The organism is Psychromonas arctica (genome assembly GCF_038155225.1).
In the GTDB taxonomy this organism is placed as follows: Bacteria; Pseudomonadota; Gammaproteobacteria; order Enterobacterales; family Psychromonadaceae; genus Psychromonas; species Psychromonas arctica_B.
The window spans coordinates 46,956-70,737 of sequence record NZ_JBAKBA010000021.1; the positions used below are offsets into that span (position 1 = coordinate 46,956).

Sequence of the window (23,782 nt, forward strand, 5' to 3'; positions counted from 1 at the left end):
TTTCTATTACAGTAACCTAAGCTACTGCTACCGTTGCGGCTAACTGTTCAGTTAACAAACCATCTTTAAGATTAAGTTGTCTTGTTGCTAATTTATCTGAAAACAACTTATCGTGAGAAATAATAATCATCGCTTGGGGTAAAGCTTGCAACACATTGACTAAACGTGTTTTTGCTTTTTCATCCAGCGCGTTAGTTGGTTCGTCTAAAATTAACACTTTTGGTTCCATTACTAGAACACTGGCTAAGGTAATCATACGTTTTTCACCACCAGAAAGTTGATGCGTAATACGTGACTCAAAGCCTTGCATCCCTAAATTTTTCAATGTCTGTAATGATTTCTCAATGGCTTGTTGTTTAGTAAAGCCTAAGTTTAACGGTCCAAACATGACATCTTCTAACACCGTAGGACAGAATAATTGGTCATCTGGATCTTGAAATAATAGCCCGGCTTTAGCACGTAATTTATTAAACTCTTTTTCTGTTTTACAGGTTTCACCAAAACCAATAATGTCACCTTGCTTTGCTTTTTTTAAGCCGACAATAAGATGTAATAAGGTTGTTTTTCCAGCACCATTATCACCGTTTATCACCACTCGTTGGCTTTCGTATAAAGCAAAGTTAACATCCTTTAATACACTGCCACGTCTCGGGTAAGCATAGCTAAGGTTATTAATTTCAATTAATGGGGTATCACTTTTAATCATAGGTTTATTTGAATAAGTCATCAATATTGAGCCCTATTAACAGTACTAAAAAACATAAAGAAGCCACACCGAAAACAACATCTACACGCCCTATTTTCATCTCATCATTAAGATAATAACGACCACAAAAACCACGACACTTCATTGCATCTGAAATACGTTCGGCTCGTTCTACTGAGCGAATGAGTAACATACCAAATAGATAGCCGATGCTCTTCCAAGTATGTCTGTTGGTGCGTAATACAAATGCACGTGCTTGCATAGCACGACGCATCTTTTTATATTCTTGGCTGATCACATCTAAATAACGCACCATAAACAACATTAAGTGAACCAATTTATCAGGTACTTTAAGATGTGCAAGTGCGTGACCTAAGGTTGAGGCACTCATGGTCGCAACTAAAGAAAATAATACCAATAGTACGGCATTCGCTTTCACCGTTATCAATAGCGCATGTAATAAACCCTGCCAACTCGCCGTCAACCCAAATACGCTAAAAATAGGATCGCCAGGCGTGGTAAAAGGGAGTACACAAATCAACATCAGCATAAACAAATCCATCGCTACAACACGACGTAAAGTACGCTTAATATTAAGCTTGCTAGATTTAACTAATAAAAAAGCACATAACAAACCTAATAATGCAGGTACAAAATGCTGGCTCGACACAACGACCAATGCAAAGAGTCCAGAACAAACAACACGTACACGTGCATCAATATCATCAATCCATGATGCTTGATGTTTTAACGCCTGACCCGACCAAGATGTCAGGCTATGCTCTAGACCCTGTGACATTATTGTTTTGCCTTTAATTTACGCTCACGCAAAAAAGCAACTAACCCCAATAAACCAAAGATGTAACCAATACCGCCGATAATATCGCGCATGCCTGATTTTTCTTTTAATGCACTAATTTCTCTGCGTAATGGTTTTATCTGCTTAGCAATCGCTTTTTCTAACATCAGCGGCGTAATTTGGTTTTGAATTTGTTTTTGAATTTCTTTTTGAATGACAGCTTGATTACTCGTTGCTTGATTAGTATTTTCAACTTGCCCATTATTATTAGAGGTTTGTGTTATATCGTTTGTAGAAGCTGCAGAATTAGAGCTTGCCGTTGTGGCTGTTGCATCATCTAAACTGTCTGGCAGTTCTTCTACTGGTAACTGCATTTTTAAGAGATGCCCTGCTCCCATGTTAATTTCAAAAACATGAGTAATGCGTTTCTTAGCGGTAAAAACAAAGTAACCTTGATCATCAGTAACCGCTTCACCAAGAGGTGTTCCCGAGGTATCCGACACTTTAACGACAGTACCTGCATTGGCCATAGACCCATTTGAAAAGCCAGCTTCACCTTCAATAGTAACCCCTTCAGCATAAACGCCCCCCACTACATTATGTGCACGAGCAAGTGAACTAAACCCTGAAACAGATAAGAAAAGAGACAACAGAACAGTATATAAAGCATTCGCTTTCATTAATTCTATACGTTGTTTCATTAATGAGCATCCTTAGTAATAAATTCAGGTTTAACGGTATGGATTAGATAAACAGCCGCATAAGAAACAAAACCTTCGATGATCATAATCGGAATATGCGCAGGTAGTACCGCTTTCGCAGCTAATACAAATGACTCACCAGATAATGCTAAGGAGAATGCCACCATTAATGAGGTAATAATAATCGCACCAGCGCCACCAATGGCGCCCCAAATAGCAGCGACTTTAGCACTTTCATGGCGAATACCTTTATAACAAAGGTAATAAATAATCACGGCAGGCAATGCAATATTCAGTGTATTCACACCGAGCACCAATAAACCACCAAAACCAAAGAAAATAACCTGTAATAACAACGCAACCAATAAAGCAGGAAAGGCAACCCAACCCAATAGGATGCCTAATAAGCCATTCATAATTAAATGAACGCTCGAAAAGCCTAACGGTAAGTGGATATAAGAAGCAATGAAAAATACCGACGCTAATACACCGACTAATGGTAAATGATCATAATCCATTTTTTTAAGGCCAATAAAAACCCCAATAACGGTTAATACAGCTCCAGTTATCAATACAGGAGATGATAATGCCCCATCAACAATATGCATAATTTACCTTTTTACTATTTAGTTAACATTTCAACATATTTAAAAAACTAAACAGCTCAATAATTTACAAAGCCTTTCTAGAATAGACTTTTATCATAAAAAATAATTTGGCTTGATAAATATAGCAATCAAGCCAAATACAACAGCTTAAAAAACGACAGTAACTACGGCAGTAACTATGGCAGTTTAGTTGCCTGTACCCAAATAACTGCATCCTGTGAAAGTGCTTTGCCTTTATAGGTTTTCTCTTCGCCTATGCCTAACGCAGCAAATCCCCACTGACCTGCTTTCAATAATGAAAAATGGAAAGTACCGTTGGCATCAGCGTAGATAGTTTGTGTCACAAACACTTCCGAAGGCGGGGTCATGATAGGTTCTTTAGCAAAGTGATTTTTTTGCATATCTGGCACATAGTTCATGAATTCAACTTCAATGGCAGCAAAGGGTACTGGCTTGCCTCTTGATTTAACCACGGCACTAAAAATACCACCTTCATAAATAGCATAAGGCTTAGTTAATGGCACTATTTCAGCACTTAACCCGAAATCTGTATTCCAGTCTGTTGGTAGATTGCCAACATTAACAATCGTTTTGGTGATTTGCTGAATATAACTATCTTCTTCAGCTTCAAAATAAGGGGAAGGTTGTGCGATAAACACGTAATCACCTAATCCTCGTAATTTAACATCAGCTTGATAAGCATGGCCTTTATCAACCGAGCTTTCCCACTCAATATCAGAAATAGTATCGATTAAATCCGTTTTTTTACTTTTTTTAATCATATAAAAAGCTTGAGGCTTATCAACCGCCATCACATGTCCACTCGAGGCAGGATGAGTAAAAGGCATTTTCAATGTGATTGCACCGCCTTTTTCATGTAATAAGTTCGGGGTATAAAGCATTTGAAAATGTGCACTCGCTGAAAATGAAAGCATACAGCTTGTAGCAATAAAGAATGTAGTCAAAAATGACTTTAAATATGAAGTTGACTTAGTATTTTTTACGTTTAGCAAAAGGAAAATCTCCGTCTGAGTAATGAACAGGCGAAGTTGTGGAGGAGATGGTTACTTTTATCTAAGAGTATTTACATACTCATTATCAATAAAAGAAGACCAGCCGGTGAAGCCCTCCGCAACACCACGGTACTCGCTTAAAGAGCAAGTATCATCCTATGGTTTGGTATCCGGGCTTAACAAGAGAATCAATTCGACTTGCTTTACCGTTGCGGGGGCAGCCTTGGCATTTAACCAAGTTCCCAAACATTGATATCTTATTTTTTATAAGTCATCAATGCATAGCTTTAATGCTATATCCAAAGGAAGCTGAACAATAGCGTGTTACGGGTTAAACAGTCAATATAAAGCCTCTTTTATGAGGTTATTTTTACAGGCTTTATCTTAAGCTAAACGGTTATTTATAGAGGAGACTGAGGGAGGTTTTTAACTTAACTGTATTTTCAATACTAATATCTATTTAAGCCATTGATTTAAAGGCTAAATTTTACATTTCCTATAAAGTTAAATGTAAAAAATCTTCATCCATCATAGCGAATAAAGATAAGGGCTATTATGGCTAAAATTGAACACCTTAATATAACGGTGCCAGATATCTCCGTTACCATTCAAGGTGCAAAATTCAACAAGCAGTGAAACAATAACCTTTATTAGGATCGTTTCGTTCATATTAGTGATGACGATTACTTTGCGCTTCAAGAACCACATATAGGAACGACAACTAGAAGATAGTGAACAGTATCTATATGAATAAGCCTGTAAATAACTATTATACTTTTATAAGTTTAAGCTTAAACTTAATCCCTAGCGTTTAATGTTATGACCTATACTAGTACTTATACTAGTACCTATATTAGCTGTCCATATTAATGACTTCTATTCAACATTCACTGCTTTACATTAACGGATGTAACTTTAAATACTCAGCATTAAACACTTACTAAAAGGAACGGTTGTAATGAATGTCTATCTGTTTGATTGGGGTGATACGTTAATGGTTGATTTCCCTCAAAACACAGGAAAAATGTGTGAATGGGAAACAGTGGAAGCGATCGCCGGTGCAAAAGAAACATTAGCGGTTTTATCCAGAAAAGCGAAAATTTATATAGCGACAGGTGCTGCAGATTCAACTGAACAGGAAATTAAATCAGCCTTTGAACGTGTCGAGCTAAGCCAATATATATCAGGTTATTTTTGCAAAGAAAATATAAGATTAGAGAAAGGAACTGCGGCATTTCTTAATGCTATTATTTCAACGTTAGCAATTCCTGTAACCAATATAACAATGGTCGGTGATTCTTTTGTAAAAGACATTGAACCAGCAATATCTGTCGGTATCACGCCTATCTGGTTCACACCAAATAGTGTTCAAATAGCACCTGATAATATACGTACCATTAAAAGATTGAGTGAGCTCACTTAAACTTACAATATAAGAGGTAAAAATATGTCCTATGAATTAGGAAAACGTTTAGTCATTGGTGTTGCCTCGAGTGCGGTATTTGACCTAACAGAATCAGATCAAGTATTTAAAAGCAAAGGTGAAGCTGAGTATAGAAAATACCAAGCTAAAAACATTAAAAAGCCACTTAACAAAGGCGTTGCTTTCTCTTTTATTAAACGATTACTTTCGTTAAATGATTTAAGTGATGATCCAAGTGATGATCCTTTAGTTGAAGTGGTCTTATTGTCTCGCAATGACCCTGATACTGGGCTTCGTGTAATGAAATCGATAGAGCATCATCATTTACAAATCTCTAGAGCGATTTTCATGCAAGGTAAATCACCTTATGAATATATTCCAGCCTTGAGCATTTCACTTTTTCTTTCAGGTAACTTATCAGATGTAAGAGAAGCAATTAAACGTGGCTACCCTGCTGGCCATGTTTTAAGTTCAACCATTATTGATGAAGAAGACGATGATGATTTAAGACTTGCCTTTGACTTTGATGGCGTACTAGCTGATGACGAATCTGAAACGGTGATGCATAACACCAATGATTTAAAACAATTTCACAATCATGAAACCAAGAACATATTACAACCCCATACACCAGGGCCATTAAAAGAATTTTTAGTTAAAATATCAGCTATTCAACTACGAGAAGAAAATAAAAAGAAAATAGATACTCAATATAAAAATAGATTACGCGTGTCTATTGTTACGGCGAGAAATGCCCCCTCTCATGAACGTGCATTAAACACGTTAAAAAAATGGGGAGTCATGGCAAACGATGCTTTCTTCTTAGGCGGTGTTGATAAAGGATTGGTATTAGGCGTATTAAAGCCACATATCTTTTTCGATGACCAGTCAGGACATTTAAGTTCAACCAGTAAAGTTGCTCCTTCCGTACACATTCCTTTTGGTATTAAGAATATTGTGGAACCAACGGAATAAGTTATTAAACAACTTGGTCATCGCCATAGCAGTAATCAAAAAGGTGATTAATACACTTCTACTTGTGGAAGCTATTTAAGAATAATGGCCAAGTTTTAATAACTTAATCTATTATAAATATAATGATCATTTTATAATTTACTTTGGCACTAATACTCATCTACAAAAAAACGACTATTTCCAGATATCATAACTACTTTGTGTATATGTTTCTATATACTCACCTCCATTAGATAAAGATATCTGTTGGGGTCTTTCAATGGATTCAAAGTGAAAGTAAGTCATTTATTATTTAGCTACCAATTGATAAAAAAAAGTAACATCACATTGACGTTACTTTTTAATAATCACTTACTTTCAATCATATAACTCGATTAAAAAGTTTCTTGTAATTCATCTTTCGGCTCAAGTCCGATGTAATATAAATAACCTTTCTCTTTTTTACTTGCAGGAGTATCACTTGGTTTCAATTTGATAACAGGTTTATTAGTTTGACTATGGGGCTCTGTCAATGACACATTAGGATAGTTAGTTTTAGCTAATTTATTTTGTGTCGAGACTGCTTTATTGGCTTGATTTTTTTTAGTTTTTTCTGAAAAAGTATAGAAAAACTCACCATTACTTTCAATCATCTCAATAGTTGATTGACCAATAGAATTATAAGAAGCCAATATACCATGTCGCCCCAGTGAGACTTCATGTGTAATTTCTTTGCCACTACCGACTTTATTACCATCAATGTACCAATCTACTTTGACATTACTTTTTAAAGTTAAGACAGCAGACTTAAGTCCAAATTTTTCATTTAAAATAGATTCAATTTTAGAATTGTAAGATGGTTTAAATGAAATAGCAGCACGATAAGACAATTCACCGTCCAAATTTTGACTCGCATCAACTATTTTATATGACAATAAAACACTTCGTTCATTTAAAAAGTCATCTGATTGCTTAGCATTTTTGATGATCTGACTTTCATTTTCATTCAAACATTCATTAATAGATTGAAATTTAGTACAAACAGCAGTGCCACTTAATGAAACATTTTTCACACTTTTAGGATCGGCTAGTTCAGATGTTAAACGTCCTACCACTTTTTGTTTTAACGCAGCTAATTCAGTACTTCTTTTTATACGTGTATCTTTCAGTTTTTGGCCATCATTTAAAATAGATTTATGTTCTTCTTTTAACTCAAGCCCTTTATTTTCATAATCTTTTTCCAGAGCATCTATTTTTAAAACAAGCGCTTCTAAGTCTTTAAAGAATTGTTCTACATTATCCTTTGCAACCACTTTTTCACTTAGCACGTTAAGGCTTTTCTGATAATTATTTTTACTATTTTCAATCTCTAAACCTAACGCTCTATATTCAAATTCATTTTTGTTATAGCGGCCTAGTTTATTATTAGAGGATATCAATAGACTATTAATGTCATATTCTTGATTTATTTGCTCTATGGCAGACTCTTCAGACGGCGTAACCAACTCTAAAGCAGATAGGTTAGCTGCAAATGAAAATAACAAACCAATTGTAAGCTTACAGTATCTCACTTTTTCTCCATTATAAATGAGCTGCCTAACAGGGTTAAATAATTAAGCAGAAGTATTCTAAATTAATGTCCATATGAACTTTAACGCGCTATAAAAAAGGTTGTCTACATTACAACACTTATTTCACAATATATTACATTATATAAAAGTAAAACTATACTCAAAGTAGACCTATATTCAAAGTAGAATATTAAAAAGCCCCTGTAAAGCCTTGTTAATAAAAAATAACTATCATATTCAATTTACTATGTAGAATCTCAAACATATAAGTAGTAATTAATTTTTCCGTTAAGTGCTTTTATATGTACCCATTACTATTCAAGGTACAACATTCAGCAAGCAATGAAGTAAACAGCTTCTAGGCAGCAAGAGGAAGCTCTAACGAGTTAAACCGATACTTTGAACAACGAAGGTTTTTACTTCACCACTTGCCCTCTGAGTCGTTAACTTGAAAACTAACTCTGCGTTACCACCTTCGATAAGTACTAGCTATTGTCATCATGTCGAGCCTTAATTTGGAGTCTAAACTAACGTCTGAACAAAGCACCTTGAACGACAGCGGTCATATAAGTAATTAACATTATTAATTATTTAATTCCAACCATTCTTTAGGTGAAATACCTAATTTCTTTCGGAATACTCTAGCTAAAGCTGAACCATTTTCATATCCAACAGCATTCGCAACTAACGCGACAGATTTTTTTTGTTTTAATAGACTTTTAGCAACAACAATACGCCAATCAATCACATAATCTCCAGGGCTTTGGCCAATAACTCGTTTAAATAATTCAGAGAACTTAGAGCGAGACATTAATGCAAGCTCAGCCATTTCTTGCAATCCCCAAGCTTGCTCGGGCGCATCTTGAATCGCTAATATTACTTTAGATAATTGTGGGTGAGCTAATCCTGCTAATAAACCATATTCCATGATTTTATTACTTAAAACATGTCTCAAGATATAAATGATAAAGATATCGGTTAATGAGTTAATCATTGGTGTTCGACCACATCGATCGTTAAAAGCTTCTTCAAATAACAGCAATGAAGTTTGCTTTATTTTTGGACAATCATTGAAATTAAAAGAAAGTAAGCTAGGTAAGGCTTCAGCAATAGGATTAGAGGTCGTTTCATCGTACATTACATTAGCACAAACCAATTTCGGCGGGTTATCGTCACTACCAATAATACGGTGGGTATGCGGTAAAGGCACAAACAATACTGTCGGTTCATTAAACACCTGCGACACGCCCAGCTCATCAATTAATGTTAACTCACCACTTTGTAAAAGATGTAGATGACCTTGGTTAGGTTGTTTATCGAAATGGCTAATACCGCATAAATTACCACTAAAAAAGACTTCCGTGTTCATCGAAAATCGCTTCAATATAATTGAAAGTTGATCCATTTTGACTCTCTTCATGACTGTTTTGGACGATTGGGTTCAATATAAGGACTATGTCATCCCTTTTGAAATATTGAAAGCCTTATATTATCAACCAAGCCAAGGGTGAGTCCTAACTTAAATTAAATATTAATAATTTATTCAATATGGAGATACACAATGAAACTTTCATCATTAATCAAATCAACACTAGTAAGTACGGCACTGTTAGCAAGTAGCTTTGCATTTGCCGCTAATATTGAAGTTAATGCAAACGATAATGATCTAGCAATTAAAGGTTACGATACTGTTTCATATTTTACTGAAGGAACACCTACTAAAGGTTCAGATAAATATACAGCAGCTTATAACGGCGCTGTTTATCACTTCGCAAGCGCAGATAACCGTGACTTATTTAAAGAAGATCCAGCTAAATATGCACCTCAATATGGTGGTTTCTGTGCATTTGGTGTTGCTTTAAACCAAAAATTTGATACTGACCCAACAGCATGGCACATCAAAGGTGACAAATTATATTTAAACCTTAACAAAGATGTTCAAAAGAAATGGTTAACAGATGTACCTGGATACCTTAAACAATCACAAGGTAACTGGACAACTATTAAAGGCCTTACAACGGCACAAATAGAAGAAATAAACGATTAAGACCCATTCTAAAGAGCGTATTCGGTTGATATGCAATGTACATCTTAATTTAAGAGCACAAACATTGCCAAATACCTCTTTAGTGTTAATAATAAATAAGCGAGATGTTAACCATGAAGAAACTAACCTCTACCGATAACCTAGATACCTTATTATCAGAGCATGAACACTCATTATTGTTTTTTAGTGCTTCATGGTGCGGACCTTGCCAATCAATGACACCTGTTATTGAAAATGTATCCAACGCAATGCGTGAACGCCTTAACATTATTAAGGTTGATGTTGATACATCGCAAAATGATGCTATAGATTATGGCATTCGTAGTGTTCCGACACTACTGTTAGTAAAAAATAACGAAATTGTTGCACAACAAATAGGTGGAATCCCTCCTATTCAATTAATGCAATGGATAGAACAGTACATTTAATTTTCAATTTATTTTTATCAATGAGAGGATTTTCCTATGAGTAATAAACTATTAGCAAGTGCAGCATTAGCAGCCGTTATCGCAGCAGGTATTTCAGCTCCGGCACAAGCAGCAAGTAAAGAAAAATGTTATGGCGTCGCAGCGGCAGGTCAAAATGATTGTGCAAACTTAGCTGGTACACATTCTTGTGCAGGTCAATCAACACTTGATAATGATAAAGGTGAATGGAAATTAGTAGAAAAAGGCACCTGTTCAACACTAGGCGGCTTATCAAAATCAGAAGCTAAAGCAGCATACAAAGCAAACTCATAGAAAAAACACTTATGTCTAAAAGTGATAATTTCAACATTGTTATTACTTTTAGATCAAGCTCACACTATTTTCTAAAACAAACAAATATTAGCTTTATAAATAATTATTATGAAATTTTTCAACGTGTTGGTGTGTCTTCTAGCCATACCGATTTAATTGAAAATAAAATATTTTAACGAATAATGGTATAGGCAGTATATTGACACTGTTTTAGCAAATAATAATCAGTTATTACTCAATGTGTTAGAGGAATTCCTCCACTCAGATGATGTAATAATTAACACAATACATTTAGTTTTATCAATAAAAGGATCTTTTTATGAGTAATAAATTATTAGCAAGTGCAGCATTAGCAGCCGTCATCGCAGCAGGTGTTTCAGCTCCAGCACAAGCAGCAAGTAAAGAAAAATGTTACGGCGTCGCAGCGGCAGGTCAAAATGACTGTGCAAATTTAGCGGGTACACATTCATGTGCAGGCCAATCAACGCTTGATAACGATAAAGGTGAATGGAAACTAGTTGAAAAAGGCACTTGTTCATCGCTAGGTGGTTTATCAAAGTCAGAAGCTAAAGCAGCATACAAAGCTAGCTAATAGGTAAAATAATATGTCAGTAAAAAGTAAAGATATTTTAATTGGTGTTGGTTTACGACACCCACATTTTACTGATGTATTGACTCAACCTAAACAAGTTGATTTTGTAGAAGTGCATTCTGAGAATTTTTTTGGTGAAGGTGGTGCTGCACAATCAGTACTTAAACAAGTTCGCGAAAAATACCCTGTTAGTTTGCACTCAACATCAATGGGTTTAGGTTCTGAGCAAGATATTCCTCATCATTATTTAGATCGATTAACCAACTTAGCACGCAACATTGATCCGTTCTTAATGTCTGAACATGCCTGTTTTACATGGGGTCAACAGCAAGGACAGTTAATACATAGTGGTGATTTATTACCAATTGCTCACACAAATGCAAGTTTAGATCGCATGTGTGAACAGGTTGATAAAGTACAATCAAGGTTGGGCAGACAGTTAATTATTGAAAATGTATCAGCTTATATAAAGTTTGATCAGAGTTATCTATCTGAAGTTGAATTCTTAGCAGAGCTTAGCCGACGTACAGACTCAAAAATATTGTTAGATATTAATAATATAGCGGTCAATAGCATGAACTTTGAAGGTGGTAATATTAAACAGTCAGTTAATGATTACATTAATATCTTACCCATCAATAGTGTTGCTCAAATTCATCTTGCTGGTTGTACTACCGCGTTGCCAGGTGAGTTAGTTGTCGATGATCACGCTCGTCCTGTTTCAGACCAAGTTTGGCAAGGTTATGAACAAGCATTACAACGCTTTGGACCAATCCCTACGTTAATTGAATGGGACAATGATTTACCAGAGTGGTCAATCTTAATAGGTGAAGCAGATAAAGCACGCCATATCGCTAATACCTTATTTGATACAAAAAATTTAAACAATAAAATAGTAAATGAAGCATTACTCACTAAGGATTACCAATGATTCAGCAACAACATTTGTTAGCGCTAATTTGGAATAACGATCCTAAATCATTCGCTCAAGAATTAGAAAAGAGTGGTTTTGATGCGCGTGGAATTGATATCTATCGACGTAATCTATTAGCCAATGCACAGCGCGCTTTAAGCATTACTTTTCCTACTATTTCACAGTTATTAGATAGTGATGTTAACGAAAATTTAGTGCAAGGATTTTTAAAGCAGTGTCCACCAAACCAAGGTGATTGGGCACAATGGGGTGATGACTTCTCACACTTTATTGCAGCCAATAAAATAGCGCATGAATACTCTTATTTACCTGATTGTGCAGCTCTCGATTGGCATATACATAAAGCATTAAATGGCCAAGACCAAACACTTGATTATACATCATTAGCATTATTGGCGAGTGCCGAACCTGAAGATATCAACATTACATTAAATAACAATGTCGCCTTGATAAAAACAACGTCACCTATTAGTGAGATTTTTGATGCGCACCACCATCCAGATCAACAACAACGAAAAATGGCAATGGAGCAAGCAAAGGTAGCACTAAACACAAAACCCAAAGAACACACAGTCATGGTATCCAGGCCTGAATTTCAACCTAAAGTAACAACATTAACTGATAGCGAAGCTGAGTTTATGTTTTGTTTAAAGGCAAAGAAGTCATTAGCAGAATCACTGGATACAGTCAGCCATTATGATAATTTTTCATTTGAAGAATGGTTAGTAGCAGCAATAGAACAAAATTTAATTTTACACTTTAAAGAGAACTCACTATGAATACTTATACTTCTGAATCAAAAAAATCATTATTTTCATCAATTGGTAACCTATATTTATATATTGCTGAAAAAGTAAACCTATTACAGCCACTGACTTTATTAGCTGCTCGTGTATATGTTGGTTGGGCATTTTTTGCTTCTGGCCTTACCAAATTACGAGACTGGGAAAGCACTCTTCTTTTGTTTGAATACGAATATCAAGTACCAGTGTTGCCTTTTGAATTAGCTGCTTATCTAGGGACTATCGGTGAACTTGTACTACCCGTATTATTAATATTTGGATTAACCACTCGTTTTGCTGCTTTAGGATTGTTTTTTGTTAATATTATTGCAGTGATTAGCTTAGAAGATATTGCACCGGTTGCTTATGCTGAACATGTTCTATGGGGTGTATTATTAGCACAAGTTGTTATCTTTAGTGGTGGCTTTCTTACTATAGACCGCTTTATTAAAAGCGTATTTAATAAAAAGTAATAAGCGCTAAGTAGTCAAAACTAGAAAACAAATCATAAGCAATAAGCAATAAGCAATAAGCAATAAATAATAGTCACTTCCGATAAAGACTATTCAAAGTGCAAGTCATAAAAAAGGCGTTAATACCTAGATATTAGCGCCTTTTTAATAGAGTAACCGTTAGCTCAAAAAATCATTTATGAAAGCATTATCAATAACCTACAATCATCGTTATCATTTTTAAGCTTATATGATTCTTAAGCTTGAATTAAATGTACATCACGTTGTGGGAACGGAATGCTAATCGCATTTCTATCAAGCGCTTTCTTTAGTTCTTCATTAACACTAAAAAATACATCCCAATAATCTTTTGGATCGCAATGTGGTCTAACCGCAAAGTTAACAGAGCTGTCACCCATCTCTAAAACACCAACAAAAGGAGCAGGTGTTTGCATTACTTTATCGTTTGCAAGTAACACATCCATTAACACGGCTTTGGTTTGGTCAATGTCTGCATTGTATGAAACACCAATGGTCAAATCTACACGAATCTTTCCTTCAACTGTATAGTTGGTGATTGAATCATTAGATGTTGCACCGTTAGGAATAATAACGCGCTTAGATTGTGGGGCAATTAAAATAGTATTAAAAATTTGTACCTCTTTAACAACACCTAAATGTCCTTGAGACTCGATTAAGTCACCTACTTTGTACGGTTTAAATACCATGATAAGCACGCCACCAGCAAAGTTAGCCAAGCTGCCTTGCAGTGCTAAACCAATCGCTAAGCCTGCAGCACCTAATACAGCCACAAATGATGTTGTTGCTATACCGATCATTGAAGCCACTGAAATAAATAGTAAGACTTTCAATATCCATGAAGCTAAGCTGGTCATGAAGGGAATTAAGGTAGGGTCTACTTTGGAATGTTCCATTGATAATCGAATCACTTTACAAATCATACTAATGACCCATAAACCGATTAATAATGTCACTATTGCTAGCGCTAATTTAGGTGCGTATTCAATTCCCAATTCATACGCTTTTGTTGATAATTTTTCAATCTGTGTCGTTGAGACATCTAGAGTACTCATTTAACTTCCTTTTATAATGATCAAATTTATGGCACATACCACAATTTGTATTATATAAGGGCTAATATAAAGTACCTATTTAGATCCACTCTTTCTCAGGGGAAGATCACTCTTATTCTAAAGAACTGTATTATTTTTCAACAAGAAAAGCTGACAGGAAGGTTTTATATTAGTGTTAAACATGAATAGTTGATTATTATCATTAGCAGAAGTTAAGAAGTGTAAGCCTAAAAATATCATTAAGTTCGATGATTAAGCGCTATGTTTAGTTTATTAATAGAGTTCAAAATAACAAAACTCAAGGAAGTTATAAATACAAGTATACCGTTATTCTCTGGCTCTTTAGTAGGCAACGCTTTTAAGTAGATAACTATTTTAAGTAGCCAGCTATTTTTTAAGTAGGTAAGTGCTTTAAGCAAATAGTGCTTTTAAAAAGATGACTCCGATTAAAAAATAAAAATACGGTTTAAGTAAGGCTTAACGAACAATAAAAAATGCTGTAAACCTTAAATAAAAAGCGAAACTTACAAGCCTAAATCAGATAAACTTGGAAAATCATCAGGTCTACTATTCCCTTCCCAAGTAAACAATCGATCTTTTTCATCGATCGCTAAATCGTTAATACATGCAAAACGCTTTTGCATTAATCCTAACTCATCAAATTCCCAATTTTCATTGCCATAAGCACGGAACCATTGATTTTCAGCATTACGATATTCATAAGCAAATCTCACTGCAATACGGTTTCCAGTAAAAGCCCAAAGCTCTTTCACTAATTTGTAATCTAATTCGTTTTGCCATTTATTAGTTAAGAAATCAACGATCTCAGTCCGACCATTAATGAAATTAGAACGATTTCGCCATTCACTATCTGGACTATAAGCGAGAGAAACTGCTTCAGGGTTTTTATTATTCCAACCATTCTCAGCGGATCTTACTTTTAATATTGCACTTTCTAAATTAAAAGGTGGTAAAGGTGGACGTGCAGTTTTCATTGTTGCTTCTCCTAAGTTACTTAGATTTAATAGTTGAGTAATTGATTAGTTAAATAATTGAACAGGCTAATTAAATACTAGCTAAAATGATTAACTAAGCGATTACAGCGAATATAGATTTAAAAATTAAGTTAATGAATAACAGTAGAACATGTTGATCATTAACATTTAAACACTTATTTAATTTTATCAGTCAAAGCCGAGAATTCTTTTTGCATTTGAATATTATTAAATGGTACTAACTCTGGCGCTTGTAAAGCCATTATTGTATCGAATAATTGACTACTGTTCGTTATCAGATTACTGACTTGAGAAGACATAGTAACCGTATTTAAGGTGTTAACCGCTAAAGTATAATCTTCCACTAACAGGCTGTGAGCCTTAGACATATTACTTAAATCTTGTTGCATACTCACTTTATATAATTTAATGGCTTGCAAGGTTGTATTCTGACTTTTTAAATTTAAAGAATAAGCCTTTTTATGCTTTGAAGGTGCTTTACGTATTTCGTTTTTAGTTGTTTTAATTAGGCTGTTTTGTTTGTTCTGTAGTTCATCAATACGTGGAATATACTTATATTTTAAATCGGTAATATAGCACTCTTGAATATAAAGTTGCAGCTCCAATAACACTACATACATACTGTAATATTTTTTAGCGTTATTAAGATCTTCGCCGGAAGTCGCTGTGATCTTAGCAAAGGAAGAAGCGATTTCACCAATCACCGGAAAAATAGTCGTCATAGCTAAAATATCATCAGCATTAACACGTACTAATAATGCTTCAACTTGTTCAAATGAAAGTTCAGTACCAAACTCATCAAGTCTTACTTGTACTGCTTCAATCATCTTCTCACGATTGTGTTGGTATTCAGCGATATCATCTTCGTATTGTTGTTGTTTCTTTAATGCCTCTCTTTTATCTTCGCCAATCAAGATAACCGACTTTGATTTTTGTTGAGATGCCTTCTTTTGAAGTGCTCAAATAGTCGAGTCAATTTGTGCAATACTATTACTCGCCTCTTTCACAATATTATCATTTAAAATACCATAAACATCACCTAACAACGCATCAATGTCTTCTTGATAACTCGCTTTATCCTTTTTGAAAAATGCACTTTTTGGCGCTTGGTCTTTCTCCCCTTTTACTTCGATAATATCAGCGAATCGGTCTTCCATTTTATCCCATGACAATATCGACTTTTGTCTAGCGGCTGACAGTGTTGATAATGCTTGTGTCACCTCACCCTCCTCTCCAGTGAGATCAGTATAAAGCTCTGAACTGCTATTTTTAACTGAACTCCAACCTGTTGACAATGACTCCTTCCAATCAGCTTGAGCCGACATTGAAACCATTATTAAACAGATAGCAGGAATAATTATTTTCATTTCGTAAATTCCTTTAAAGACGCTATTAATATCGAAAAACCAAATAAATAGAATTGATTAAGATGATAGAGATAAATGAAGATAATACTAAAATCATCTCACTATTTATACCTGTTACCATTCAAGGTGCAACATTCCACAAGCGATGAATTGAACAGGTTATAAGCAGAAAGAGGGAAATCTAACAGCTTAAATCGACACTTTCTAACAACGAAAGAGTTTACTTCACAGCTTTCCCTCTGGACCGTTAGCTTGAAAACCAACTCTGCGTTGCAACCTTCGGTAAGGACTCGCTATTGTCATCATGTTACACCTTGATTTGGAGTCCAAGCTAACGACTAAACAAAGCACCTTGAACGGTAACGGGCACATACCGGTGGTTTGTTAGCAAGGGTTCACTTTTCAACAGGTATAAAAAAAGGTATCAAGCTCAGCTTAATACCTTTTTAATTAACTTAGCATTGCACTACAAGGAATAGATTACCAACCTTTAACAGCGCCACCTTTAAATATTTCAAGTGCAGCTTGGTACACTTCATCAGACTGGTATGCTTTAACAAAGTTTTGTACGTTTTCAGACTTAACATTATCTTCACGAGCAACAATTAAGTTAACGTATGGAGACTCTTTGTTTTCAACAAACAAACCATCATGCTCAGGAGAAAGGTCGATAGAACTTGCATAGGTTGTGTTGATGATAGCAAGGCTTACATCCTCTAATGAGCGAGGTAATTGTGCCGCTTCTAGCTCAATAATTTTTAAGTTTTTCTCGCTGCTAACAATATCTAATACTGTTGCTTGTAGACCAGCACCTTCTTTAAGCGTTAATAAACCTTGCTTCTCTAATAAAATTAAAGAGCGACCTAAGTTAGTTGGGTCACTTGGTACTGCAATTTGATCGCCATCTTTTAATTCGTCTAATGATGTTATTTTACTTGAGTAACCAGCAATTGGGTAAACCAATGTGTTCCCTGCAACTGCAAACTTGTAACCGCGGTCAGTAATTTGTTGATCCAAGTAAGGCTTGTGCTGGAATGCATTTGCATCAATCGAACCTTCGTCTAATGCCGCATTAGGTGTAATGTAATCAGAGAAAGTCACTAGTGAAACATCTAACCCATACTTTTCTTTTGCAACTTTTGCAGCAATCTCTGCTACTTGTGCTTCTGCGCCAGCAATAACACCGACAGTTACTTTAGTGTTATCAACGACAACAACTTCTTTTTCACCACAGCCTGCTAATGCAAATGTTGATGCAAGACCTAAAACAGCGAATACTTTTTTGATATTAAAGCTCATAAACTTTCCTTTTTAATGTAATTATTAAATGTCATTTTAAAATGTAACTTTAAAACTTAATTTTTCTTAATTGAGAATATTTAACGACTGAAATGAGACGTTAAAGGCTGAATCACATCTTAAAAATTTAACGATGATCGACACGTTTAACAAGGTAATCACCAAGTGACTGAATCATTTGTACCATTATCACCAGAATAACGATTGTTATCATCATTACTGTTGCGTCAAAACGTTGATAACCATAACGAATACCAACATCACCAAGGCCACCACCACCAACAGTACCTGCCATTGCAGAGTAGCCAACTAAGGTAACTAAAGTAATCGTTACTGCGTTAATAATGCCAGGTAAGGCTTCTGGTAATAACACCTTGTTAATAATTTGAATTGGTTTTGCACCCATTGCTTGTGCAGCTTCTACTAAACCACTTGGCACTTCCAATAAAGCCCCTTCCACAAGACGAGCAATAAAAGGAATTGCACCGATAGTTAATGGCACAATGGCAGCTGCGGTGCCGATTGACGACCCAACAATAAAACGTGTTACTGGAATCAATGCCACCAATAAAATAATGAAAGGAATTGAACGGCCAATATTAACCACTACTCCAAGTACTTTATTTAAAAACGTATTTTCTAATAAACCATTCTTTTTACTCAGGTGTAACAATACTCCTAGAGGAATGCCTACCGCAAAACCAATAAAGCCAGAGGTAAACACCATCACTAATGTTTCCCATAAAGAGTCTACTAAGAGCTCAATTAAGCGAGTATTTTCAGCCCACCACATAGTTACTGCATTAAATGACATAACCTAGCACCTCTAGTTCAATTTTTTGTTCTTTTAAGTATTGGATTGCTTTATCTGCACATGCTTCTGAACCAATGAATTCCGCTAGCATAAGACCAAATTTAACCCCACCTACATAATCCATATTTGAGCTTAATATACTGATATCAATATTGAACTCTCGTGCAACATGGCTTATTACCGGGGCATCAACGGAAGCACCTGTAAACTCTAAGCGTATCAATGGAAAACTATTTTCAACACGAGTTGCTTGTAAACGTTCTTTATAATCGCCAGGAATAGACAGGTCTAATGTTGAACGAATAAATTCACGTGCAAGATCTGTTTTAGGATGTGCAAAGATGCCACCTACAGAACCATTTTCAACTAATTTACCATCACCAATAATCGCCACTTCTTGGCAAATACCTTTTACCACGGCCATTTCATGTGTGATCAATAAAATCGTTAAATTTAACTCTTTATTAATTTTACGTAATAGCTCTAGGATAGATATAGTCGTTGCAGGATCTAACGCACTAGTTGCTTCATCACATAACAAAACTTTAGGGTCGGATGCTAATGCACGAGCGATAGCGACACGTTGTTTTTGACCACCACTTAAATTTGCTGGGTACACATCACGTTTATCAGCTAAGCCAACTAACGCTAACAACTCTTCTACTTTGCTTTTGATCTTACTTTTTGATTCACCTGCAAGCTCTAACGGTAATGCAATATTATTAAAAACAGTACGAGAAGATAATAAGTTGAAGTGTTGAAAGATCATGCCAATTTTACGACGAGTTTGTGTTAACTCTTGCTCAGATAATTGAGTTAAGTCGATACCATCAACAATGACTTCTCCACTGGTCGGGCGCTCTAATAAGTTAACACAGCGTATCAATGTACTTTTACCTGCACCAGAAGAGCCGATTACGCCAAAAATACTACCTTGCGCTATAGTCAGATTAATATCAGAAAGTGCATTAATCACTTTATCACCCTGATAAAATACTTTGTTTACATTTTTTATTTCTATCATCAGATTTCCTGAAATTAAATATTGCTTACGTTTCAAACATCACAGTAAATTAGTGATCTCCATCGTAATTACTCGTGCATAATAAGCCTTCTAGACGTCTAAAGCAATTGATGATTATATTGAAATAAAGATATATTAAATTTAAGTATTAAGAGGTAAAAAGATTAGATTAAGAAGTAAGCGATTTACATTGTTTATTGTTAATAGGATTATCTTATTTAATTTGATAAAACTAAAGAATAAGCAAAGAAATAAAAATAGGATATTTAGCTTTCAAAAAATATAAAGCTTTGATAATGATGTTTTAAAAGACAACTATTTTAATAGATAATAAAATGAATGACTAAAACGCAAAAAAAAAGCACCATACGATTTGTATAGTGCTTCAATAGTCATTTGAAATAGTAGTTAGATAAAAAGCGTTAAGCTCAAATCATATTACTTCTTGAAACGACGGAAACCTAAACCAGCTAAACCAAGTGCAAGAATTGCAGTTGTTGCAGGAGCAGGTACATCTACAACAGAAAAGTTCACATCAGCGACTTCTAAACCTGTTGCAGAATTAGTACCACCGCCTAACCAAGTGATTTGTAAAACATCACCAATACTTGCAGCAGCAGAATCAAAAGAAAAGCTATTAAAAGTCCATTCAATTGAAGTCGCAGTAGGTTCAAACAAACCAGACAGTGAAGTATCTTGCGTTAGGTTTAAAATTTCAACTGTTGCACCGATCGCATTATTACGAGCACCAGCAAAGAAACTTAATACAGCTTCTTGACCAGCTTCAATAACAGAATCTAAAGTAAACGAAGCTGTCAACGTTTCATTACCTAGATCATCGTTTACTTCGATTGCACCAGGAATATTTACTTGTGCAGTTGAGGCATCGTTATCATGATCATAAGTACCGCTCATTCCACGAGGTCCAGCACTTGCAAAAGTGTAAACTTCGAAACCTCTGCCGCTTGTATCAGCCCAAGTTACATCCGTTGAATTTTCTAATGCTGAACTACCACCACTAAAATCTTCAGAGAAGATCAAACTAGCGTTAGCTACATTGAAAACACAACTTGCAGACAGCAAAACTGTAACAGCCGTTAATTTTGAAAAAACTTTTTTCATTTGTATATCCTTTATTACCTTCATTTTCTTTCCTAATTATCAGAAAGAATCTCCATGAAATCTCATTTATAACTGGTTATATTGTAAGCGAATATATTGTCATATCAACTTAATATACTCATAAAGCGTGATTTGACTTAAAATTCACAAATTACCTACAATTAATTAAGCTTTAAGTTAAAGATCATCTAAACAACAGAAAAAAATCACTCCTAAAGGAGTACATGAATTGTTCAAAATTATTCGAAAGCGTATTTGAAAAACGAAGAAAACTTATGATGGGTAAATTTATCTCGAAAAGCATATGCGACTCAAGCTCCATAAGTATTACCTCCTCTGTCCAACTTATGGAATTCTATCTAGGAAACATCTCAAAAAAGACGAAATATTCTTAATTAAAATACTCAACTAATAGCCATACTGATATAAAAATAAAACCAGATTACAAAATAAAAAAAATATTAAAAATTCTTTTGTTAATAATTAAAAACAAATCATGTGACAAACTAACTATAGTCACACATTGCGTCTAAACACCTTAAAATATGACCTTAGTTGATTTTAATTCATTCTTTAATACCCCACAATTAGCTTTACATCTCAACAAAGAGAATTAAATAATAAAAATGTACGATCGGTTTGAATGTCAATCAAATATAAATTATTGTAGTTAGTATCATGCAGAGATGAAACACAAGTAAGCTTTCTAAAAATGTAGTAGTAGAATATAGATTAAGTATAAATGTATGAGCACAATTTTTTAACTTATAAGGTCTTAACTAAAACTCAAATAGATGCACGTTAATAGTTTAATTAACGAACAAACAATTGAGCTATCGAATTTATTTGGATAAACGCTTATGTCTTCCGATCAAACCTACTATCTGACCATTGCATTAATTAACCTTGTTTTAGCATTTGCCGGAACACGCATTAAAAACACCGAAGAAAATACTAAATCAACACAATTTTTAGTGGGTTCATTTTATGTATTCGCTATAAGTTGGTTTTTATACTTTTTAGAGTTAACCCTTTCTATCAAAATATTATCTGCAATATTATCTTCCATGTTTATATGGGGGATCACCGTTTTCAGCTTTAAACGCTGCAAAGTAGGTACACCATGGGAGTTAATTATCTGTTTGTTTTTAACTAATATCATTGCGCAAAGTTACTTTATTTTAAATGACAACATAATTGGGTTATTACACACTTCAAGTATATTTATACCTATCGCATTTTCTTTATGCGGTTATCTATTTTTAAAAAAGAAAGCAGATAGAAACCCTTCTGATATGGTCATTGTATATAGCTATTTCATTATGATAGCAATGGTCATTACTCGGTCTATTCTATTAGAAGTCTCACCAGAGGCATTCAGTATTACAACGGCTCCGACTCAAATCATATGGCCTGTTTTTTCAGTTATTTCTGGTATTTTTTTCTTATTAAGTTTCGCAGAAGAAGCACAAAAGAAATTAATAACAGAATCTACTACAGATACGTTAACCGGCTTATTTAACCGTAGAATGTTTGATGAGAAGTTTAAACGACTATTACCTTCATTATCTCACGGTCAACATTACGGAGCCTTATTGTATATTGACCTAGATGGATTCAAGCCAATAAACGATAAATATGGGCACAATATTGGTGATAAAGTACTAGTAGAGTTTGGCTCGAGATTAAACACCTCATTACGAGATGAAGAAGTCATTGCTAGAATAGGTGGTGATGAATTTGCTATTCTAATTAAAAATACAGGTCAAAACAAAACCACTGCTTATCAATATGCTTATAAACTTGCACAACGAGTGCAAAATTTAATGAAAGAAGACATCGATATAGGTGGGTTTAAGTTACACATTGATTGTAGCATCGGTGTGCATATTTTAACGCCCGAAGCAAAAGATGCAGAGTCAGAAATTAAAGCCGCTGATGCAGCAATGTATCAAGCTAAAAAACGTATACACTACAGTATTGTATTCTCAGAAAACTTAACTCCTTACAAATATAATCTAGCGAAAATAGGTATAACTGAAACAGCGAGCGATCGACAGGAGATAGATAACCTACTTTATTCATTACTCGATAAACAAATAGATATAGCGAGTGGCTTCCCGCAATTAATTCAAATGGTATCATCGTATTTTAAAGACGAAGTCGCAACCAGTAAAAAAATACACTCAAATTTAAGTAAAAAACAACGTATTGACCATATCGAACTGTTAGATTCGCTACAAAAAATCAATATTAGGAATAATGATTATACAATGTTGAAGAATCTACTAAGCTTTATTAAACAGCTTGAATCGCATAATAAAAAGTATAAACACAATGAAAATATAACAATCTAAGGCTACTTTTAACAACAAGTAAGAGAGACTTATATTACAACCCTCTATAAGTATGGGGTCTCAATAAGGAGGCTAATACCAAATTTAAGCTACATTATAAAAGTTCATGCTCAAATATTAACGGTCATAATCCCCCTCTTTAATAAATTACTTTCTATACAATATACTCGTACTTTTCATCTCATATTTAAGGTTATTAACTCCATGAAAATGAGCCTAGCAAACTAATAAATATAATTCGCTTTATCAACATGAGTAAAATTGAGTATCAACCTTATTTTTATACATAACTGCGATTCAAAATCCTGTTTAATACCATTCCGCCTAATTAGTTGATCAGATTCATCCAATCCCTAGTGCACATTTT

General features: G+C 34.6%; 25 protein-coding genes and 1 riboswitch. Of the genes, 10 read left to right on the forward strand and 15 right to left on the reverse strand.

Going from position 1 to position 23,782, the window contains the following annotated elements:
* Window positions 1-16: 16 nt before the first annotated feature.
* From V6255_RS10290 to V6255_RS10310, 5 genes are all read right to left on the reverse strand, one after another.
* Window positions 17-727, reverse strand: a complete 711-nt coding sequence (locus V6255_RS10290) for an ABC transporter ATP-binding protein (RefSeq protein WP_341628073.1) — start codon at window positions 725-727, stop codon at window positions 17-19.
* Complete coding sequence (gene cbiQ / locus V6255_RS10295) at window positions 711-1,505, reverse strand: cobalt ECF transporter T component CbiQ (protein ID WP_341628074.1); 795 nt, start codon at window positions 1,503-1,505, stop codon at window positions 711-713. The genes V6255_RS10290 and cbiQ overlap by 17 nt, the downstream gene beginning before the upstream one ends.
* Window positions 1,505-2,206 carry a hypothetical protein gene (locus V6255_RS10300; protein ID WP_341628075.1) on the reverse strand — a complete coding sequence of 234 codons (702 nt, stop codon included), beginning with the start codon at window positions 2,204-2,206 and terminating at the stop codon, window positions 1,505-1,507. The genes cbiQ and V6255_RS10300 overlap by 1 nt, the downstream gene beginning before the upstream one ends.
* Entirely contained in the window at window positions 2,206-2,814 is a 609-nt protein-coding gene (gene cbiM / locus V6255_RS10305; RefSeq protein ID WP_025565674.1) for a cobalt transporter CbiM, read from the reverse strand. Before cbiM ends, V6255_RS10300 begins: the two co-directional genes overlap by 1 nt.
* A gap of 176 nt (window positions 2,815-2,990) precedes the next feature.
* Window positions 2,991-3,779 carry a DUF4198 domain-containing protein gene (locus V6255_RS10310; RefSeq protein WP_341628076.1) on the reverse strand — a complete coding sequence of 263 codons (789 nt, stop codon included), beginning with the start codon at window positions 3,777-3,779 and terminating at the stop codon, window positions 2,991-2,993.
* Window positions 3,780-3,971: 192 nt separating this feature from the next.
* Window positions 3,972-4,125: riboswitch (cobalamin riboswitch) on the reverse strand.
* 660 nt (window positions 4,126-4,785) lie between these two features.
* Here V6255_RS10310 and V6255_RS10315 point away from each other — a divergent pair.
* The gene (locus tag V6255_RS10315; RefSeq protein WP_341628077.1) at window positions 4,786-5,250 is read left to right on the forward strand and encodes an HAD family hydrolase; all 465 of its coding nucleotides are present in this window, start codon (window positions 4,786-4,788) and stop codon (window positions 5,248-5,250) included.
* A 24-nt stretch (window positions 5,251-5,274) separates the two neighbouring features.
* Complete coding sequence (locus V6255_RS10320; RefSeq protein WP_341628078.1) at window positions 5,275-6,225, forward strand: 5'-nucleotidase; 951 nt, start codon at window positions 5,275-5,277, stop codon at window positions 6,223-6,225.
* A gap of 374 nt (window positions 6,226-6,599) precedes the next feature.
* On the opposite strand, the gene V6255_RS10325 is transcribed toward V6255_RS10320, so the two are convergent.
* Together V6255_RS10325 and V6255_RS10330 are read right to left on the reverse strand one after the other, a co-directional pair.
* Window positions 6,600-7,775 (reverse strand): hypothetical protein, encoded by a 1,176-nt coding sequence (locus V6255_RS10325; RefSeq protein ID WP_341628079.1) that lies wholly within the window; start codon window positions 7,773-7,775, stop codon window positions 6,600-6,602.
* 583 nt (window positions 7,776-8,358) lie between these two features.
* Window positions 8,359-9,180, reverse strand: a complete 822-nt coding sequence (locus V6255_RS10330) for an AraC family transcriptional regulator (protein ID WP_341628080.1) — start codon at window positions 9,178-9,180, stop codon at window positions 8,359-8,361.
* Between the two features lie 156 nt (window positions 9,181-9,336).
* Between V6255_RS10330 and V6255_RS10335 the strand changes: the two genes are divergently transcribed.
* The 7 genes from V6255_RS10335 (at window position 9,337) to V6255_RS10365 (ending at window position 13,343) form a co-directional block, all read left to right on the forward strand.
* On the forward strand, window positions 9,337-9,822 hold the full coding sequence (locus V6255_RS10335; protein WP_341628081.1) for a YHS domain-containing (seleno)protein: 486 nt from the start codon (window positions 9,337-9,339) through the stop codon (window positions 9,820-9,822).
* A 113-nt stretch (window positions 9,823-9,935) separates the two neighbouring features.
* Window positions 9,936-10,250 (forward strand): thioredoxin family protein, encoded by a 315-nt coding sequence (locus V6255_RS10340; RefSeq protein ID WP_341628082.1) that lies wholly within the window; start codon window positions 9,936-9,938, stop codon window positions 10,248-10,250.
* Window positions 10,251-10,286: 36 nt separating this feature from the next.
* On the forward strand, window positions 10,287-10,562 hold the full coding sequence (locus V6255_RS10345) for a DUF2282 domain-containing protein (protein WP_341628083.1): 276 nt from the start codon (window positions 10,287-10,289) through the stop codon (window positions 10,560-10,562).
* A gap of 319 nt (window positions 10,563-10,881) precedes the next feature.
* Window positions 10,882-11,154: a DUF2282 domain-containing protein gene (locus V6255_RS10350; protein WP_341628084.1), complete on the forward strand. Its 273-nt coding sequence runs from the start codon at window positions 10,882-10,884 to the stop codon at window positions 11,152-11,154.
* A gap of 13 nt (window positions 11,155-11,167) precedes the next feature.
* Entirely contained in the window at window positions 11,168-12,085 is a 918-nt protein-coding gene (locus V6255_RS10355) for a DUF692 domain-containing protein (protein WP_341628085.1), read from the forward strand.
* Window positions 12,082-12,867, forward strand: coding sequence for a DNA-binding domain-containing protein (locus V6255_RS10360; RefSeq protein ID WP_341628086.1), 786 nt, complete (start codon window positions 12,082-12,084; stop codon window positions 12,865-12,867). Before V6255_RS10355 ends, V6255_RS10360 begins: the two co-directional genes overlap by 4 nt.
* Window positions 12,864-13,343: a DoxX family protein gene (locus tag V6255_RS10365; RefSeq protein ID WP_341628087.1), complete on the forward strand. Its 480-nt coding sequence runs from the start codon at window positions 12,864-12,866 to the stop codon at window positions 13,341-13,343. Before V6255_RS10360 ends, V6255_RS10365 begins: the two co-directional genes overlap by 4 nt.
* A gap of 236 nt (window positions 13,344-13,579) precedes the next feature.
* Here V6255_RS10365 and V6255_RS10370 read toward each other — a convergent pair whose 3' ends face one another.
* The 8 genes from V6255_RS10370 to V6255_RS10405 all read right to left on the reverse strand — a co-directional run bounded on the left by V6255_RS10370 (window position 13,580) and on the right by V6255_RS10405 (window position 21,058).
* Complete coding sequence (locus tag V6255_RS10370; protein ID WP_341628088.1) at window positions 13,580-14,416, reverse strand: mechanosensitive ion channel family protein; 837 nt, start codon at window positions 14,414-14,416, stop codon at window positions 13,580-13,582.
* A gap of 524 nt (window positions 14,417-14,940) precedes the next feature.
* Complete coding sequence (locus V6255_RS10375; protein ID WP_341628089.1) at window positions 14,941-15,411, reverse strand: nuclear transport factor 2 family protein; 471 nt, start codon at window positions 15,409-15,411, stop codon at window positions 14,941-14,943.
* A gap of 176 nt (window positions 15,412-15,587) precedes the next feature.
* The gene (locus tag V6255_RS10380; RefSeq protein ID WP_341628090.1) at window positions 15,588-16,346 is read right to left on the reverse strand and encodes a hypothetical protein; all 759 of its coding nucleotides are present in this window, start codon (window positions 16,344-16,346) and stop codon (window positions 15,588-15,590) included.
* A 45-nt stretch (window positions 16,347-16,391) separates the two neighbouring features.
* Window positions 16,392-16,799, reverse strand: a complete 408-nt coding sequence (locus V6255_RS10385; RefSeq protein ID WP_341628091.1) for a hypothetical protein — start codon at window positions 16,797-16,799, stop codon at window positions 16,392-16,394.
* A gap of 480 nt (window positions 16,800-17,279) precedes the next feature.
* On the reverse strand, window positions 17,280-18,098 hold the full coding sequence (locus tag V6255_RS10390) for a MetQ/NlpA family lipoprotein (RefSeq protein WP_341628092.1): 819 nt from the start codon (window positions 18,096-18,098) through the stop codon (window positions 17,280-17,282).
* A 127-nt stretch (window positions 18,099-18,225) separates the two neighbouring features.
* A complete protein-coding gene (locus V6255_RS10395; RefSeq protein WP_160063456.1) occupies window positions 18,226-18,912 on the reverse strand; it encodes a methionine ABC transporter permease in 687 nt (228 codons plus the stop codon).
* Entirely contained in the window at window positions 18,902-19,936 is a 1,035-nt protein-coding gene (gene metN / locus V6255_RS10400) for a methionine ABC transporter ATP-binding protein MetN (protein WP_341628093.1), read from the reverse strand. The genes V6255_RS10395 and metN overlap by 11 nt, the downstream gene beginning before the upstream one ends.
* 438 nt (window positions 19,937-20,374) lie before the next feature.
* The gene (locus V6255_RS10405; RefSeq protein WP_341628094.1) at window positions 20,375-21,058 is read right to left on the reverse strand and encodes a PEP-CTERM sorting domain-containing protein; all 684 of its coding nucleotides are present in this window, start codon (window positions 21,056-21,058) and stop codon (window positions 20,375-20,377) included.
* An 860-nt stretch (window positions 21,059-21,918) separates the two neighbouring features.
* Between V6255_RS10405 and V6255_RS10410 the strand changes: the two genes are divergently transcribed.
* Window positions 21,919-23,415, forward strand: coding sequence for a GGDEF domain-containing protein (locus V6255_RS10410; RefSeq protein WP_341628095.1), 1,497 nt, complete (start codon window positions 21,919-21,921; stop codon window positions 23,413-23,415).
* The last annotated feature ends 367 nt before the right edge of the window (window positions 23,416-23,782 follow it).

Bases quoted from the DNA above. Each gene is read 5' to 3' on its own strand.
- V6255_RS10410 (WP_341628095.1), top strand. From the start codon at position 21,919: ATGTCTTCCGATCAAACCTACTATCTGACCATTGCATTAATTAACCTT.
- V6255_RS10360 (WP_341628086.1), top strand. From the start codon at position 12,082: ATGATTCAGCAACAACATTTGTTAGCGCTAATTTGGAATAACGATCCT.
- V6255_RS10290 (WP_341628073.1), bottom strand. From the start codon at position 727: ATGACTTATTCAAATAAACCTATGATTAAAAGTGATACCCCATTAATT.
- V6255_RS10300 (WP_341628075.1), bottom strand. From the start codon at position 2,206: ATGAAACAACGTATAGAATTAATGAAAGCGAATGCTTTATATACTGTT.
- metN (WP_341628093.1), bottom strand. From the start codon at position 19,936: ATGATAGAAATAAAAAATGTAAACAAAGTATTTTATCAGGGTGATAAA.
- V6255_RS10385 (WP_341628091.1), bottom strand. From the start codon at position 16,799: ATGAAAATAATTATTCCTGCTATCTGTTTAATAATGGTTTCAATGTCG.
- V6255_RS10395 (WP_160063456.1), bottom strand. From the start codon at position 18,912: ATGTCATTTAATGCAGTAACTATGTGGTGGGCTGAAAATACTCGCTTA.
- V6255_RS10390 (WP_341628092.1), bottom strand. From the start codon at position 18,098: ATGAGCTTTAATATCAAAAAAGTATTCGCTGTTTTAGGTCTTGCATCA.
- V6255_RS10355 (WP_341628085.1), top strand. From the start codon at position 11,168: ATGTCAGTAAAAAGTAAAGATATTTTAATTGGTGTTGGTTTACGACAC.
- V6255_RS10375 (WP_341628089.1), bottom strand. From the start codon at position 15,411: ATGAAAACTGCACGTCCACCTTTACCACCTTTTAATTTAGAAAGTGCA.
- V6255_RS10335 (WP_341628081.1), top strand. From the start codon at position 9,337: ATGAAACTTTCATCATTAATCAAATCAACACTAGTAAGTACGGCACTG.
- V6255_RS10340 (WP_341628082.1), top strand. From the start codon at position 9,936: ATGAAGAAACTAACCTCTACCGATAACCTAGATACCTTATTATCAGAG.
- V6255_RS10345 (WP_341628083.1), top strand. From the start codon at position 10,287: ATGAGTAATAAACTATTAGCAAGTGCAGCATTAGCAGCCGTTATCGCA.
- V6255_RS10350 (WP_341628084.1), top strand. From the start codon at position 10,882: ATGAGTAATAAATTATTAGCAAGTGCAGCATTAGCAGCCGTCATCGCA.
- V6255_RS10405 (WP_341628094.1), bottom strand. From the start codon at position 21,058: ATGAAAAAAGTTTTTTCAAAATTAACGGCTGTTACAGTTTTGCTGTCT.
- cbiM (WP_025565674.1), bottom strand. From the start codon at position 2,814: ATGCATATTGTTGATGGGGCATTATCATCTCCTGTATTGATAACTGGA.
- cbiQ (WP_341628074.1), bottom strand. From the start codon at position 1,505: ATGTCACAGGGTCTAGAGCATAGCCTGACATCTTGGTCGGGTCAGGCG.
- V6255_RS10315 (WP_341628077.1), top strand. From the start codon at position 4,786: ATGAATGTCTATCTGTTTGATTGGGGTGATACGTTAATGGTTGATTTC.
- V6255_RS10330 (WP_341628080.1), bottom strand. From the start codon at position 9,180: ATGGATCAACTTTCAATTATATTGAAGCGATTTTCGATGAACACGGAA.
- V6255_RS10370 (WP_341628088.1), bottom strand. From the start codon at position 14,416: ATGAGTACTCTAGATGTCTCAACGACACAGATTGAAAAATTATCAACA.
- V6255_RS10320 (WP_341628078.1), top strand. From the start codon at position 5,275: ATGTCCTATGAATTAGGAAAACGTTTAGTCATTGGTGTTGCCTCGAGT.
- V6255_RS10365 (WP_341628087.1), top strand. From the start codon at position 12,864: ATGAATACTTATACTTCTGAATCAAAAAAATCATTATTTTCATCAATT.